Origin of the sequence: Bacteroides ovatus, assembly GCF_001314995.1 — a bacterium.
Classification (GTDB): domain Bacteria; phylum Bacteroidota; class Bacteroidia; order Bacteroidales; family Bacteroidaceae; genus Bacteroides; species Bacteroides ovatus.
Genome location: NZ_CP012938.1, coordinates 1,345,177 through 1,362,150, shown reverse-complemented (window position 1 = coordinate 1,362,150; position 16,974 = coordinate 1,345,177). Strand labels below are relative to the sequence as shown.

11 protein-coding genes are annotated in these 16,974 nt (G+C 42.4%); 7 read left to right on the top strand and 4 right to left on the bottom strand.

The features are described 5' to 3' along the window. Positions 1-65 precede the first annotated feature (65 nt). Positions 66-572: a flavin reductase family protein gene (locus Bovatus_RS05570; protein WP_004299977.1), complete on the top strand. Its 507-nt coding sequence runs from the start codon at positions 66-68 to the stop codon at positions 570-572. A gap of 133 nt (positions 573-705) precedes the next feature. On the opposite strand, the gene Bovatus_RS05565 is transcribed toward Bovatus_RS05570, so the two are convergent. From Bovatus_RS05565 to Bovatus_RS05550, 4 genes are all read right to left on the bottom strand, one after another. Continuing rightward, entirely contained in the window at positions 706-2,808 is a 2,103-nt protein-coding gene (locus Bovatus_RS05565; RefSeq protein WP_004299976.1) for a S9 family peptidase, read from the bottom strand. A gap of 48 nt (positions 2,809-2,856) precedes the next feature. Continuing rightward, positions 2,857-4,188 carry a multidrug efflux MATE transporter BexA gene (gene bexA, locus Bovatus_RS05560; RefSeq protein WP_004299975.1) on the bottom strand — a complete coding sequence of 444 codons (1,332 nt, stop codon included), beginning with the start codon at positions 4,186-4,188 and terminating at the stop codon, positions 2,857-2,859. Between the two features lie 84 nt (positions 4,189-4,272). After that, positions 4,273-6,126, bottom strand: coding sequence for a membrane protein insertase YidC (gene yidC / locus Bovatus_RS05555; RefSeq protein WP_004299974.1), 1,854 nt, complete (start codon positions 6,124-6,126; stop codon positions 4,273-4,275). A gap of 58 nt (positions 6,127-6,184) precedes the next feature. Further along, positions 6,185-7,810, bottom strand: a complete 1,626-nt coding sequence (locus tag Bovatus_RS05550) for a CTP synthase (RefSeq protein WP_004299973.1) — start codon at positions 7,808-7,810, stop codon at positions 6,185-6,187. Positions 7,811-7,999: 189 nt separating this feature from the next. Here Bovatus_RS05550 and Bovatus_RS05545 point away from each other — a divergent pair, with 189 nt between their 5' ends. The 6 genes from Bovatus_RS05545 to Bovatus_RS05520 all read left to right on the top strand — a co-directional run bounded on the left by Bovatus_RS05545 (position 8,000) and on the right by Bovatus_RS05520 (position 16,801). Continuing rightward, complete coding sequence (locus Bovatus_RS05545) at positions 8,000-9,508, top strand: DUF3078 domain-containing protein (protein WP_004299972.1); 1,509 nt, start codon at positions 8,000-8,002, stop codon at positions 9,506-9,508. Positions 9,509-9,767: 259 nt separating this feature from the next. Next, positions 9,768-10,358 carry a UpxY family transcription antiterminator gene (locus Bovatus_RS05540; protein WP_004299971.1) on the top strand — a complete coding sequence of 197 codons (591 nt, stop codon included), beginning with the start codon at positions 9,768-9,770 and terminating at the stop codon, positions 10,356-10,358. Between the two features lie 326 nt (positions 10,359-10,684). Next, on the top strand, positions 10,685-12,613 hold the full coding sequence (locus Bovatus_RS05535; protein WP_004299969.1) for a polysaccharide biosynthesis protein: 1,929 nt from the start codon (positions 10,685-10,687) through the stop codon (positions 12,611-12,613). A gap of 16 nt (positions 12,614-12,629) precedes the next feature. After that, positions 12,630-13,463 (top strand): polysaccharide biosynthesis/export family protein, encoded by an 834-nt coding sequence (locus tag Bovatus_RS05530; protein ID WP_052587988.1) that lies wholly within the window; start codon positions 12,630-12,632, stop codon positions 13,461-13,463. 9 nt (positions 13,464-13,472) lie between these two features. Next, the gene (locus tag Bovatus_RS05525) at positions 13,473-15,881 is read left to right on the top strand and encodes a GumC family protein (protein WP_004299967.1); all 2,409 of its coding nucleotides are present in this window, start codon (positions 13,473-13,475) and stop codon (positions 15,879-15,881) included. A 164-nt stretch (positions 15,882-16,045) separates the two neighbouring features. Next, positions 16,046-16,801, top strand: coding sequence for a Rossmann-fold NAD(P)-binding domain-containing protein (locus tag Bovatus_RS05520; protein WP_004299966.1), 756 nt, complete (start codon positions 16,046-16,048; stop codon positions 16,799-16,801). Positions 16,802-16,974 lie beyond the last annotated feature (173 nt).

Here is a 16,974-nt window from a genome sequence, read left to right as displayed (position 1 = left end):
TCTGTGTAATCCGTGCCTAAATTATTATATAAACTAATTATGAATACATATTTACGAATAAAGAGATGAAGAAATTAGAAGTAAAAGATTTGAAAGAAAACTTTTTCGAAGCGATTGGAAAAGAGTGGATGCTGGTTACAGCCGGAACAAAAGAGAAGTTTAACACGATGACAGCAAGTTGGGGTGGCATCGGCTGGTTGTGGAATAAACCGGTTGCTTTCGTTTTTATCCGTCCCGAACGGTATACATACGAGTTTGTAGAGAAGAACGATTACCTGACACTTTCTTTCTTAGGAGAAGAAAATAAGAAAATTCACGCTGTTTGTGGTTCCAAGTCGGGACGTAATATAGATAAAGTAAAAGAAACCGGATTGAAACCTGTATTTACAGAAAAAGGAAATGTCCTGTTCGAGCAGGCACGTTTGAGTCTGGAATGTAAGAAACTTTATGCTGACACTATCAAACCGGAATGTTTTCTGGATAAAGAATCAATAGAAAAGTGGTACGGTGGTGCTCATGGAGGTTTCCATAAGATGTATATTGTAGAAATTGAAAATATTTATTCGGAGTAAATTTAGCGAACTTTTTTATAATTTTAGCCGATTTTGATGAATGCAATGGAGAAGCCCCTGAACTCAAAAGATTGAGAACAGGGGCTTCTTTTAGTTTACTATGTTTATTCTACTATGTAATTAACGTAAAATTTTATTTAGACGGAGCTTTCTTCACCCATTTGTCCAACCATTCAAAGAATGTGCGCTGCCATAACACTCCATTCTGTGGCTTCAATACCCAGTGGTTTTCATCCGGATAAATCAGCAGCTCTGCAGGAACACCACGCATCACGGCAGCATCAAAAGCAGCCATAGCCTGATTAGCCAGGATACGGTAGTCTTTTTCTCCATGGATACAGAGAATAGGAGTATCCCATTTCTCTACGAATAGGTGAGGAGAGTTGGCAAACGTACGCTGTGCCACCGGATTCTGTTTTTCCCAGTATGCGCCTCCCATATCCCAGTTGGCAAACCATTTTTCTTCAGTTTCCAGATATTGCATTTCCATGTTGAAGATACCATCATGAGCAATGAACGCTTTGAACCGTTTGTCGTGATGTCCGGCCAACCAATATACGGAGAATCCTCCGAAGCTGGCACCTACGCATCCCAGACGATCTTTGTCCACATACGGCTCTTTTGCCATTTCATCGATAGCAGTGAAGTAATCCTTCATACACTGGCCACCGTAATCGCCACTGATTTGTTCATTCCATTCCACACCGAATCCCGGCAAACCGCGACGGTTCGGAGCAACGATGATATAATCATTAGCTGCCATAATCTGGAAGTTCCAGCGATAAGACCAGAACTGGCTTACCGGACTCTGCGGACCTCCTTCGCAGAACAGTAAAGTCGGATATTTCTTGTTCGGATCAAACTGTGGAGGATAAATCACCCATGTCAACATCTGTTTACCATCTGTTGTTTTCATCCAGCGACCTTCCACTTTACCCATTTCCAACTGGTCATAGATTTGTTTGTTCTCCTGTGTCAGTTGAGTGGTAGAACCATCCAGTGCCACAGAGTAAATCTCATCACCCATACTCATTGAATGACGTTTCGCAATCAGCTTATCTCCGAAAAGAGCTACCCCTTCGTAATCATACATTCCTGAAGTAATAGCCTTTACCGAATCATTTGCCAGGTCAAGCGCATAAATTTGTGATTCTCCATGCCATACACCTGTGAAATAGATCACTTTAGCATCTGCTCCCCAGACAAAAGCATCCACATTCGATTCGAATGCCTTACTCACAAAACGCTTCTCGCCAGTTTCTAGGTTCATGATGAACAGACGGTTCAAATCCGCTTCGTATCCGTCACGTTCCATGCTCTGCCAGGCAATATACTTGCCGTCCGGTGAGTATTGCGGGTTGGTATCGTATCCTTTGTTCTCTTCAGTAATATTTTCTGTTTTCTTGGTGTTCAGGTCATACACATAAATATCCGAGTTGGTAGAAATCGCATATTCCAGTCCTGTCTTTTTACGGCAAGTGTAAGCCACTTTGTCCGAAGTCATATTCCAGGCAAGTTGCTCAATGCCACCCCAAGGCTTCATCGGACTTTCATACGGTTCGTCGTTCAGAATATCCACGATATTGGAAATGCCGTTACCATCAAAGTCGGCAACAAAAGGATGCGGAGCGGTCGTCACCCATTCATCCCAATGTTTGTACATCAGGTCGGTAACGATGATACCGGTAGCTTTCGGCAGGTCCGGATACTTATCAGCAGTGCTTTCTTTCGTCTTTACTTGTGAAATAAACAGCAGTTTTTTGCCATCCGGTGAGATGGAATATCCTTCAATATCTCCGTCGTAGTTGGTCAGCTGCTTGCGCCCGCTACCATCCGGATTCATTTCATAAAGCTGGCTGCTTCCGTTGTCATTACTTAAGAATGCAAGTTTGGTGCCTCCTTTAATCCAAGTCACCTCATTTTCCTGATACGGGGTACGAGTGATTTGTTGGTTTTCGCTTCCGTCTGCGTTCATCACGAAAACTTCGCGGTTACTCTTGTTTTCCGGTACGCTGTAATACGCTACCGTATACGCAATTTTCTTTCCGTCGGGCGATACGGCGAATCCGCCGATACGTCCCATAGCCCAAAGTGCTTCGGGAGTCATGCGCTTCCCTTCGATCTTAATATCCGATTTCTCGATAAGCACCTGATCTGTCTTGCCTGCGTCTTTGGTTCCTCCGCAGGCAGCTAACAACATTGCCGCCGACATCATAATTAAATTAGCTTGTCTCATATATTTTATAAAATGTTTATTTTCTTGCGAAGATAGTGAAAAAAGGATTTAAATCTTCTTTTTCTGCCAGTTTCCTTTCTTCATATACCAGTAGCAGAACATCAGCGTGAAAATACCATATACGCATTCCGTTGTCCAGGCAAATGCGACGTCCATCCGCAGGTACATGATGAAATATGCAGAGTATGTGACGTAGATAGCCAATACACAAAGTTCCATAGCCAGTGCAGTCCGCGTATTCCCTGTACCTGATACCGATTGGAAATAAACATTGGCAGGCACCAGCACCAGATAGGCAGAACACAATACCCATAGTGAAGGCACGGATGCTGCTCTCAAATCCGGCATATCTGTATAAATACGTAGGATCAGATCCGGAAATAGACAGAAGAATATCAGAATTGGCAATACAAATATATATCCAATGCGAATGTGCTGCCTGATAGTACCCCGTACACAATCCTGTTCACCTGCACCGATCAGATTGCTGACCAATGAACCACAGGTGGATGCAAATGCCATTGCAATCATAAACGGGATTCCCGACACGTTTCGGATAATGTTCGCGATTGCCAAAGAGCGCTCTCCCAAATGTTCCACAAATAGAAAGAACATAAACCAAGTAGACAAAGAAACAAAGTTCTGAATCATTGTCCACACAGAAACATTCAGTATTCGTTTCAGTGTTTTCCCTTGGAACTTAGGCAGTATATTCAATGCATACTTCCTGCAGTCAATCCGCTTCCAGGTATAGATGATAAAGAAAATCACCGATACCATTTCAGCCAGCGAAGAGCCGATAGCAGCACCGGCAATTCCCAATTGCGGGAAACCGAATTTACCGAAAATCAGGATATAATTGAATACCACATTCGAAAGTACCATCACAATAGAGTTCAAAGTCAGCGTCTTGGTTTGTGTCGTACCTACAAAGAAGGCGCGGAACATGACCATGATAAAAGAGAAGAAGAACCCGTACACACGCCAGTGAATATAACTCTCGGCTGCATCGTAAATGTGAGGAGACGAAATGATATTCTTGAGGATATATGGTGAGAATACGATGGAGAACGTGAATAAAATCACTGCCATGGCAAGCAGGAAATATATGCCCTGATAAAAAATGGGTCCGATTTCCTTGTAGTTTCTTTCTCCATTGCGACGCGCAATTAATATCTGGGCACCGATGCTGAAACCGAATGCCATCATGAAAATGGCAAGGTAATATACACCTGCAATGGCGGAAGCACCTAATTCGATTTCTCCGACACGTCCCAGAAAAGCAGTGTCCGTCATACCAATCATCTGTTCCATAATCAGACTGATTAGGATAGGGTAGGAGATTGTCCAGATTTGTTTATAAGAATATTTAGTTTTCATCTTATTTTATTTTTTAGAGAAAGAAAGCCGGGCAACCAAAATAGGATGTCCGGCTTTCTTAGAATATGATTCAGGAATTACTCCTTATTTTTTATTCTGTCTTTGCTGCTGCAATTGCTCTTGTTGCTTTTGCATCGCCTCCAGGCGAGCAGCAAATCCGGTCTTTTTCATTTGTTTCGGGTCTTTCTTTTTCGCTTCAAGAATAGCCAACAATTTAGTTTCGTTAGTCGTTCTACGAAGCAGAATCATAGTACCCACACTAATCAGCGTTGACACGAAGTAGTAATAGTTCAAACCTGACGGATAATCGTTCAAGACGAACAAGAACATAATCGGCATCAGATACATCATCCATTTCATAGCCGCCATTTGTGGCTGCGCTCCGGTATCCTGCATAGACATTGTGTACTTTGTGTTCAAGATGTTTGTCAACGTCATCAGCAAGCAGAACAAGCTAAGGTGATTGCCAAGGAACGGGATATGGAACGGGAATGTGATGATAGCGTCATAAGTAGAAAGGTCGTCCGCCCACAAGAAACTCTGTTGACGCAGTTCGATAGCACTCGGCACGAACATAAACAAAGCCATCAGGATAGGGAACTGCAATAACATCGGCAGACAGCCACCCATCGGGCTTACCCCGTATTGGCTGTAAAGGCTCATCACCTCCTGCTGTTTCTTCATTGCATCTTCCTGCTTGGGATATTTCTTGTTGATTTCATCAATTTTCGGTTTCAATACACGCATCTTGGCAGAAGACATGTACGTTTTCCAGGTAGCCGGATAAACCAGCACTTTCACCATAATAGTCAGAATCAACAGAACGATACCCATGCTCAATCCCCAGCCGGACAACCAGTCGAATACGTTGATCGTGATAAACTGGTTAATCCAGCGAATCAGCGGCCAACCCAGGTAAACCAGTCGGTGAAGCTCCCATTTCTCGTCACGTCCTTTATCCAGCGCTTTCAGCGTCTTGAAGTGGTTCGGACCGAAGTAGAAGTACATCTCTGTCGGTTCTTTGCCTGACGGATCAAAGAAAGTATTCATTTCAGCAGAATAATCTTTGATATATCCGCTTCCCTGTTGTTCCATTTTTGACTTAACGGAAACCTTGTCGAAATCCTGTTCAGCGATAAATACAGACGAGAAGAACTGATTCTTGAAAGCTACCCAATCAATGCGTCCCGGCAAATCCTGACTGTCATCTTTGGCAGCAGACAAGTTGTCTACATTGTCACCTGTTACTTTATAAGTCAGTTCCGACAGACGATTCTCATAAGTGAATCCTTTTTCCAGTTGGCGGGCACGTTGTGACCAGTCGATGTCCACATACTTAGTACTAGCCAACTTGTCTTCCATGCCTGTCGCTTTGATTTCAAAGTTCATCAGGTAGCTATCCGGTTTCAGCGTATAGATGAAATCGATATAGCTTGCGCTATCCGCAGCCAGGCGCATTGTAACACTACTGTCCGTCTTGTTCACAGCTTCAAAGAAATAATCTTTGGTCTGGATGGCTCCTGCCTTGTTGTAAAAGTTGAAGTTCATCGAAGCATCGTCACCGTCGAACAACATGACCGGCGTCTTTTTGTCTTGTGCCATATAATCTTTCAGCATGGCTGAATAGACACGTCCGCCTTTGGTTGTGAAAGTGATTTCCGCTACATTATTCTGGATGCTGATTTTAGAGTCGGTTCCATGCAAGGCATTGAAAAACAAAGCAGAAGAATCGGCAGCCGATGCCACCTCTTTTTGACTGTTAGCCAGTGCAGCTTCCGTTTTAGCCTTCAACGCTTCCTCCTGCTGCTGTACCATGGCAATAGAATCGTAGTATTTCTTTTGCGCAGCTATCTGTTCCTCGCTTGGACGGCTCAAAAAACTGAATCCTACCAATAATATACCTATCAGAACGAGACCTGTGATGGTGTTTTTATCCATTCTTATTTTAATTACAAATTATATAAATTACAAACTACCGGTTGTTTACCACGTATCGTTAGCCGTTCACCGTTGCTTTTTCGTTTTCGATGGCAGCTTTCACAAATGCAACGAACAACGGATGAGGGTTCAGTACCGTACTACCATATTCCGGATGGAACTGTGTGCCGACAAACCATTTCAAAGTTGGGATCTCAACGATTTCTACCAGATCCGATTCCGGGTTGATACCTACACATTTCATGCCGGCAGCTTCATATCGGTCTTTATAATCATTGTTGAACTCATAGCGATGGCGGTGACGTTCCTGAATATGTTCCTGTCCGTAAGCCTGATATGCTTTCGAACCTTTCTGCAATACACATTCGTAAGCACCCAGACGCATCGTACCACCCATATTGGTGATTGCTTTCTGCTCTTCCATGATATCAATCACGTTGTGCGGAGTCTTTTCATCCATTTCACGTGAGTTGGCATCTGCGTATCCTAGTACGTTGCGGGCAAACTCAATAGCAATACATTGCATACCCAGACAAATACCGAAAGTCGGAATGTCATGTGTACGTGTATATTTGATAGCGACAAACTTGCCGTCGATACCCCGTTGACCGAATCCCGGACCAATCATTACGCCCGCCATACCTTTCAAAGCTTCAGCTACATTCTCATCTGTCAGTTTCTCGCTGTTTACGAAATGAACTTCCACTTTGCGGTCATTGTAAGTACCCGCTTGCGATAAAGCTTCACGGATAGATTTGTAAGCATCCTGCAAATCGTATTTTCCAACCAGTGCAATATTGATCGGTTCTTTAGTCTCTGCAGCGTGACGACGTTCCAGGAATTTACGCCATGGGCCGAGTCCCGGAGTTTCTCCTACCGGCAGTCCCATCTTTTCGAGGATAGTGCTGTCCAGCCCTTGCGCTTGCATCAGGATAGGTACTTCGTAGATTGTTTCCGCGTCGATAGACTGCACGACGGCTTTATCGTCTACATTACAGAATTGTGCCACTTTCTTACGCAATCCGTCACTTAGCGGATGCTCGGCACGCAGTACCAGTACATCCGGCTGAATACCCACACTTTGGAGTTCCTTTACAGAATGTTGCGTTGGTTTTGTTTTCAATTCTCCGGCAGCAGCAAGATAAGGAACATAGGTCAAGTGTACGCAAAGAGCGTTCTTACCGAGTTCCCATTTCAACTGACGGATACTTTCGAGGTAGGGGAGTGATTCGATGTCACCTACCGTACCACCGATTTCAGTAATCACAAAATCAAACTTGTATTTATTACCAAGCAGTTTTACATTCCGTTTGATCTCGTCTGTGATGTGAGGAATCACCTGGATCGTTTTACCCAGATAATCTCCACGACGTTCCTTGTCAATGACGCTCTTGTAGATACGTCCCGTAGTAATGTTGTTCGCCTTTGTCGTTTGTATACCCAGGAATCGCTCATAGTGTCCCAAGTCGAGGTCGGCTTCGTGTCCGTCTACGGTTACATAGCACTCTCCGTGCTCATAAGGATTCAATGTTCCCGGGTCGATGTTGATATACGGGTCAAACTTCTGGATGGTTACATTATAACCTCTTGCTTGCAGCAACTTACCGATGGATGATGAGATGATCCCTTTTCCTAAAGAAGAGGCAACACCACCGGTGACGAAAATATACTTTGTTTCTCCCACAGCTATAACTGTTTTAATAATTGTTTACTTAGTAGTATTCTTACGAACTTAAAAACCGCAAAATTATAAAAAAAAGAGGAAGATTACAGTCTTTCGTCTCCACAATTTTATTAAAAAATGCAATTTTAAAAGAATCCTATGATTTCTGAACAAAATAATGTAGCTTTGCACTCTAAACCATAGACAAATATGATGAGAATTACTACTTTATGTTCAGCGTTTATTCTGTCAATCTTATCGTTATCGCTTTTTGCACAGGAATCTGTCGATCCCTCTCCACTTCCGACTGACTCTCTGCAGCCTGCTCCTGAAGCGATTAAACCTGCCAAAACGGTTAAATCTTCAACAGTTGTGGCAAAAGCCAGAGTCGTGAAAGCAGATACGCTTTCGGCGGAGCTTCAGAAATATTTGATGCTCAAACTGAATATGTCGGGGCCGACTCCGAAACTGGATACCGTTTCTTATTTATATAATAAGTATGTCGCGCAATTAGATTATTTGAACGATCTGTCTGTGCCGCCACGTTATATTCCGTCTGATCCCGATTATTTTCGTCTGTTCACACCATTGGCATATTATTATGCTCCGATGGCACAATATTCGAAATTGGAATGGAAGCCTATGCAATGGGACACCACTCCTCAACTGACAGCGGAACTTCTGCCTTATGATACCCTGGCATTTACCAAAACCCAGCGTGCCGAGAAAATAGTGAACAGTGCATTGATGGATCTTTATTTGGAACGTCCGAACTTGGTTGTCACTACAGAAGACCGCATCATGAGTCGTGATGTATTCCGTCACGATGTGAAGCCGAAAATATCTCCCAAAGCAAACGTTATTCATCTGTTTCAACCGGAAAATATGGATGATAATGTAGGGAAAGCCAATATGAAGATTAGTCGGCCGAACTGGTGGGTGACCGGAGGTAACGGATCGTTGCAGATTAGCCAGAACCACCTTTCGGATAACTGGTATAAGGGAGGTGAAAGTAACTTCTCCGGATTAGCCACTTTTCAGATTTTTGCCAACTATAATGACAATGAAAAGGTGCTGTTTGAGAACCAGCTGGAAGCTAAAGTAGGTATGACTTCCACTCCGTCAGATGAATACCATAAATATCTGTTCAATACAGACCAATTTCGTTTGTATAATAAATTAGGTTTGAGAGCTTTCAAGAATTGGTATTATACCATTTCGTCCGAGTTTAAGACACAGTTTTTCAATGGATATAAAGCTAACAGCGAAGAATTGGTTTCATCTTTCATGTCTCCGGCAGATTTGGCGGTCAGTGTCGGTATGGATTATAAATTGAGTAAGAAGAAATTTAATCTTTCTGTGTTTATGGCGCCGTTGACTTATAATTTGCGTTATATCGGTAATTCTGAAGTAGACGAGACAAAGTTTGGCTTAGACAAAGGAAAATGCTCTAAAAACGACTTTGGTTCCCAGTTGCAATCCACATTGAACTGGACCATCATCTCTGCAGTAACTTTAGAGTCTCGTCTCAATTATCTGACCAACTATCATTGGGCACGTGTAGAATGGGAAAATACATTCAACTTCGTATTGAACCGTTATCTTTCTACTAAGCTCTATATACATACCCGTTTTGACGACAGCTCGAAACCGACTGAAGGAGACAGCTTCTTCCAGTTGAAAGAATTGCTTAGCTTCGGTATCAATTATAAGTGGTAAGTAAATCAAAGAAATAGAAATCAGGCGCGGAAATTCCGCGCCTGATTTGTTTAGGGATGTTGTATAAAATATGGGTGGTAAAATAGAACCAATGTGATAGCGGATTCTTCACGTCCAAGATAGTCTTAACTGTATATTTCTATTTGTGTGTAAAAAAAGAAAGCGTTTTTTCTTGTTTACTATTTATAATTTTATCTATCTTTGTCACCGAATTCAATCCATTGCCTAAGGGGTATGGAAAAATGAGGGGTAAAAATACATGATCATTAAGAAAAATGACGATCGAAATCTTCTGCCAACAGATGTGATTGGCAGCAGCGTAGCGCGCTCAAAACGTTGGTTGGTGGCAATCGTACGTATTTGTCACGAGAAAAAAACGGGTGAGCGGCTTACGAAAATGGGGATCGAAAATTTCCTTCCAATTCAACAAGAAGTTCATCAATGGAGCGACCGCCGTAAAATTGTCGACCGGGTACTGCTTCCGATGATGATTTTCGTTCACGTTGATCTGCAAGAACAAAAAGAAGTCCTGACTTTATCTTCTATCAGCCGTTACATGGTATTACGTGGGGAGAGTACTCCGGCTGTTATTCCTGATCAACAAATGTTGCGATTTAAGTTTATGCTCGACTACTCGGATGAGACGATTAGCATGAGTACATCGCCATTGGCTCCGGGAGAGAAAATACGGGTAATCAAGGGACCATTGGCAGGATTGGAAGGGGAATTAGTACATGTGAATGGGAAATCGAAAGTTGCTGTTCGATTGACAATGTTAGGGTGTGCATGTGTAGATATACCGGCTGGGTGTGTAGAGCCGGTATCTGAAAATGGGGATTTACGTGATTGAGTAATCAATCTATTTTATAGGGGTATGGGGATTTTACTGCAAAAATGTAATGAAAGTCTGTAAAATAGCAGGCAGTCTATCTGACATCGGTAACCAAACAGTGGATATATTTATCGATGACCTCTCTCAAAAATAAAAATCCATAAAGTATTATGAATTATATCTTTACAAAAGATATAGTGTAGAAATGTATGTCCGTATCGAAAGATGAAGGGATTTTCTGTTGGGCTACACCAACATGGAAATCGTAGTCATAGTCCTTGTACTGATCGTAATCAATTAGATAAATCAAATTTCGAAATATTATTTTATTCATTTATACTATAATGGAAAAGACATTGAAGGGCATAGTGCAATATGCCCGCAAAAATTATTTCAGTTATTGGGTTATTTTAGGTATTGACACGGCAATTTCTGTGTTATGTTCGTTGGTCGCTTATGCGGTAATTCATTATATGGCGCATGTTCCAATGACCGACTGGATGCTTTGTAAGTTTGCTTGCATCTCTTTGTTAGCAAGTGTTGCGGGCTCTTTATTATTCCATACTTATCGTAATACAATTCGTTTTTCACAGGCGCGTGAACTTTGGCGTATCATGTGTGCCGTTTTATTTAAAATTACCTGTTTGGCCATTATTTCTTTTGGGCTTATATATGAGACCCAATTGCCATATAACTATAAAATATCCTATCTTCTATTTGATGGCTTATTGACTTTAGTGATCTTGACAACTTTCCGTGTATCATTGATAATCGTCTATGATTTTTTATTGGATTGGGTGAATAAAAAGAACGCACGTATTCTTATTTATGGTACTAATGAAGAGAGTGTAGCCTTGAAGTTACGTCTTAGGGATAGTGCACATTATAAGGTAGCCGGTTTTTATGTATATGGTAAAAATAACAGCCGACGCCGATTGGCAGATCTTCCCGTTTATTACTTTGAAAATGAATCGGATGTTGATTATATCATGCGGAAGCGCGGAATTAAGGGGATTCTGTTTGCCCGTTATGAAGATACCCGTCTGGAAGAAAAACGACTTCTGGAATATTGTAAAAACAATGAACTTAAAACATTGATAGCTCCTACTATCAGTGAAGCGGATTCTGATGGAAACTTTCATCAGTGGGTACGTCCTATTAAGATTGAGGATTTGTTGGGCCGTGCCGAAATTAATATCAACCTTCGTCAGGTTGCAGAAGAATTCAGGGGAAAAGTGGTGTTGGTGACTGGTGCGGCTGGCAGTATTGGCAGTGAACTTTGCCGTCAATTGGTGCAGATGGGAATTCAGAAACTTATCATGTTCGACTCTGCAGAAACACCTTTGCATAATGTCCGTCTTGAGTTTGAGAAAAAATATCCAAATATAGATTTTGTTCCTGTGATCGGTGACGTGCGTGTGAAAGAGCGAGTACGTATGGTGTTTGATCTTTATCATCCTCAAATCGTCTTTCATGCCGCCGCTTATAAACATGTACCATTGATGGAAGAAAATCCTTGTGAGGCTGTACTTGTCAATGTGACCGGTTCTCGTCAGGTGGCTGACATGGCTGTGGAATATGGTGCTGAAAAAATGATTATGGTGTCTACGGATAAAGCTGTAAATCCTACTAATGTAATGGGTTGTTCCAAACGTTTGGCAGAAATCTATGTTCAAAGTCTGGGATGTGCTATCCGTGAAGGAAAAGTGGAAGGGCACACGAAATTCATCACTACTCGTTTTGGTAATGTGTTGGGTAGTAACGGTTCTGTTATTCCCCGTTTTAGAGAGCAGATAGAAAATGGTGGTCCTGTCACTGTTACTCATCCCGATATAATTCGTTTCTTCATGACCATTCCCGAAGCTTGTCGTCTGGTAATGGAGGCCGCCACAATGGGTGAGGGCAATGAAATTTTTGTCTTTGAGATGGGAAAAGCTGTGAAGATTGTTGATTTGGCGACTCGTATGATCGAATTGGCGGGGTATCGTCCGGATGAAGACATAAAAATAGAATTCACAGGATTACGTCCGGGTGAGAAGCTTTATGAAGAGGTATTGAGCGATAAAGAAAATACGATTCCGACAGAGAATAAGAAAATCATGATAGCCAAAGTTCGTCGGTATGAATATGCTGATATTCTTGATACTTATGCAGAATTTGAAAAGTTGTCGCGTGCGGTAAAGATTATGGATACCGTGCGGTTAATGAAGAAAATAGTTCCGGAGTTCAAATCAAAAAATTCTCCGCGGTTTGAAGTGTTGGATAAAGAATAATAAACTAGAAAATTTTATGAATAAACCATTTTACATGTATATGAGTGTACAAGGCATGGGACGCAATGTACTTGTTTGCTTGATTACAATACTTCTGTTTGTTTCTTGTCAGTCATACAAAAAGGTGCCTTACTTGCAGGATGCGGAAATTGTACAACAGACCGTTCAACATGAAAACTTGTATGATGCCAAGATAATGCCTAAAGACCTGCTTACTATTGTGGTATCATGTACCAGTCCCGAGTTGGCTGTTCCATTCAATTTGACTGTAGCGAGTCCTGGCAGTGTGGCTATCGGGAATACACAGTTGACAACTCAACCTGTCCTACAGCCCTATTTGGTGGATAATGAAGGAAAGATCAATTTTCCGGTATTAGGCGAATTAAAAGTGGGCGGTTTGACAAAGAAAGAGGCGGAACAATTAATTATAGAAAAGTTGAAACCTTATATCAAGGAGGCTCCGATAGTAACCGTCCGTATGGTTAATTACAAAATCTCCGTATTGGGTGAGGTTGCACGTCCTGGTACCTTTACCATCAATAATGAGAAGGTGAATCTGTTGGAAGCCTTGGCCATGGCGGGTGATATGACTGTCTGGGGGCTTCGTGACAATGTAAAACTGATTCGTGAAGGTGCTGACGGCAAACAGCAGATTATAACATTGGATCTTAACAGTGCGGAAACCATTCTTTCCCCTTATTATTGGTTGCAGCAGAATGATATTGTTTATGTGACTCCAAACAAGGCGAAAGCTCGTAACTCTGATATCGGTAACAGTACAAGCCTTTGGTTCTCAGCCACCTCTATCTTGGTGTCATTGGCAAGTTTATTAGTAACAATCTTCAAATAGTATTACTGTATGGTTGAGGAAAAGAAGGAAAAGAGTATGGAACAGCCTGAAGAACAGTTTAATATTCAGGAAATCCTTTTCCGTTGTCTGGTTCACTGGCCTTGGTTCGTGTTTTCAGTAATTGTATGTATTGCCTGTGCGTGGGGCTACCTGAGACTGACGACACCCGTTTATAATATTTCCGCCACAGTCTTGATTAAGGATGATAAGAAAGGTGGTGGTACAAGTGTGTCTTCCGAACTGGAAAGGATGGGTTTGGACGGTTTTGTCTCTTCATCCGGTAATGTTGATAATGAAATCGAAGTGCTCCGCTCGAAGTCTTTGTCAGGAGAGGTGGTAAACAATTTAGGACTGTTTGTTACCTATATAGATGAAGACGAGTTCCCGAAAAAGGAACTTTATCAGACCTCTCCCGTATTAGTGAGTCTTACTCCGCAGGAGGCAGACAAGCTTCCGGGCAGGATGGAAGTCGCCATGACTCTTCAACCGACAGGGGTGATGGATGTACAAATGAGAGTGGGTGATAAAGAATACCGGAGACAGTTTGAAAAATTACCTGCCGTATTCCCGACCGATGAGGGTACAGTCGCATTTTTTGCAAATAATGATACCTTGTCTGCTGTTCGTCCGGAAAGCGTGACGAAAGAACGTCATATTACGGCTTTCATTAACCGGCCTTTCTCTGTAGCAAAAGGATATGCCAATTCCTTGTCGATAGCCCCCACTTCGAAAACGACTTCTGTTGTTGTCATTTCATTGAAGAATACCAATCCCCGTCGTGGCAGGGATTTTATCAATAAGCTACTTGAGATGTACAACATCAATGCGAATAACGATAAGAATGAAGTGGCCCAGAAAACGGCAGAGTTTATAGATGAACGTATCGGTATTATTTCCAAGGAGTTGGGTAGTACTGAGCAAGATCTGGAAAATTTTAAACGTACAGCCGGTATTACGGATTTGAGCAGTGAGGCTCAGATCGCCTTGACTGGTAATGCGGAATATGAGAAGAAACGTGTGGAGAATCAGACCCAGATCAACCTTATTGTTGATTTGCAGAAATACCTTCAGGGTAATGAATATGAAGTGTTGCCTGCCAATGTGGGCTTGCAGGATGGTGGCTTGGTTGGAGCAATCTCGCGTTATAATGAGATGCTGATTGAACGTAACCGTCTGTTGCGTACTTCAACGGAAAGTAACCCGGCGATTGTCAACCTTAATACCAGTATCCGTGCCATGCGTAGCAATGTGCAGGCCACTTTGGATGCTACCTTGAAAGGATTACAGATTACGAAAGCCGATCTGGACCGTGAGGCGAGCCGTTATTCCCGCCGTATCAGTGACGCCCCGACCCAGGAGCGCCAGTTTGTAAGTATTGCCCGCCAGCAGGAAATCAAATCGGGACTGTATCTAATGCTGCTTCAGAAACGTGAGGAGAATGCTATCACTTTGGCAGCTACGGCCAATAATGCTCAGATAATTGATGCAGCGATTGCTGATGATAATCCCGTTTCCCCTAAAAGGATGATGGTCTACCTGGTTGCTTTGTTTTTGGGAATGGGAATTCCGGTAGGTATCATCTATCTGATAGGTTTGACCAAGTTCAAGATTGAAGGACGTGCCGATATCGAGAAATTGACTTCACTTCCGGTTGTAGGCGATATTCCATTGGCGGATGAGAAATCCGGTTCAATTGCGGTTTTTGAGAATCAGAACAACCTGATGAGTGAGACTTTTCGTAATGTTCGTACCAATCTTCAGTTTATGCTTGAAAGGGATAAGAACGTAATTTTAGTAACTTCTACTATCAGTGGTGAAGGTAAGTCTTTTATTTCTGCCAATTTAGCAGTTAGCCTTTCTTTGTTAGGGAAAACAGTAGTAATCGTTGGTCTTGACATTCGCAAACCCGGTCTGAACAAAGTGTTCAATATCCCAAAGAAAGAGCATGGTATTACTCAGTTCCTGACTAACCCGAGTATGAACTTGATGGATTTGGTTCAACCTTCGGATATCAACAGGAATCTTTTTATTCTTCCGGGTGGAGCAGTTCCTCCCAATCCAACGGAATTATTGGCCCGTGACGGATTGGAGAAGGCTATTGAAACATTGAAGACTAACTTTGATTATGTGATTCTGGATACCGCCCCTGTGGGTATGGTAACCGATACTTTGCTGATAGGTCGTATTGCTGATTTATCAGTCTATGTATGCCGTGCTGATTATACCCGTAAGGCAGAGTTTATTTTGGTTAATGAGCTTTCTGAAAACAATAAGTTACCTAATCTCTGTATTGTTATTAACGGTTTGGATTTTCAGAAAAAGAAGTACGGCTATTACCATGGTTATGGTAAATACGGCAAGTATTATGGCTATGGCAAGCGTTACGGTTATGGCTATGGATACGGTAAAGAAAAATAGGATATGATTTCAACTAATTATCGATATAACAAATAAAAAGTAGAGTATTATGAGCATTTAGAATTTAGATGAACTTGGCAGAGTACCTTGAAAAGGGGCCTGTTAAGTAATGTTCAATCATTCAGAATCGAATACAATAACAATATAGATAAAATCAAATAGATATGATCAACGTTGGAATTATCGGATGTGGCTTCGTAGGGGGGGCCCTGAAGGATTGGTTGGAGCACAACAATCCAGAGTGTAAACTGTTCATCAGTGACCCTGCCAAAGGTTACAATGATGACCTTAGTAATATCGAAATTGCGTTCCTACAGATCCACGTGCGCACTGAAGACGATGGCACACAGGACCTCACACTCATGAAGGAACTCATTAGTAATCTCCCAGATGTTCCTGTCTTCGTACGTACCACTATTCTTCCTGGCACAAGCGAGCTGCTCACCAAAGAGACCGGCCATCGCGTACACTACATGCCAGAGTTCCTCACAGAGCGTACTCACATCGAGGACTTCAAGAAGCAGACCATGGTCTTTACAGGAGCCCTCGAACTCCTCACTAAGATCTTTGTCAGCAAGAAGTTCACCGTCATGACCCCACTTGAGGCTGAGCTTACCAAGTATATGCACAACGTGTTTGGAGCCTATAAGGTGACCTATTTTAATGCTTGCCGTGAGTATTGCGAGAAGATGGGAGCTGACTGGCGCACAGTTCACACGGGTTGCCTTCTCTCTGGTTACATCAATGACACCCACACCTACGTCCCAGGACCTGATGGAAAGTTTGGTTACGGCGGTAAGTGCTTCCCTAAGGATGTTAACGCCTTCACTAAGATGACCCAGGGCACCCCCCTCGGCATCCTCCTTGCCCCTCTCCACGAGCTTAACGTACACTTCCGTGGCGAAGAGGAGATTATCTAAACATCCCCATAAGCAGGCAAACGGCGTGATGCTGCGGATCGAATCCGTTGTCTGCTTCAATCTCATGTGAGTAGTTAACAAGTTATAATCAGTATAAATCAACTAAATAATAATATGAAATTATTACGTAAGATTAGCAACTGGTACTTCTCTCGAGGAGCACTCCCTTATTG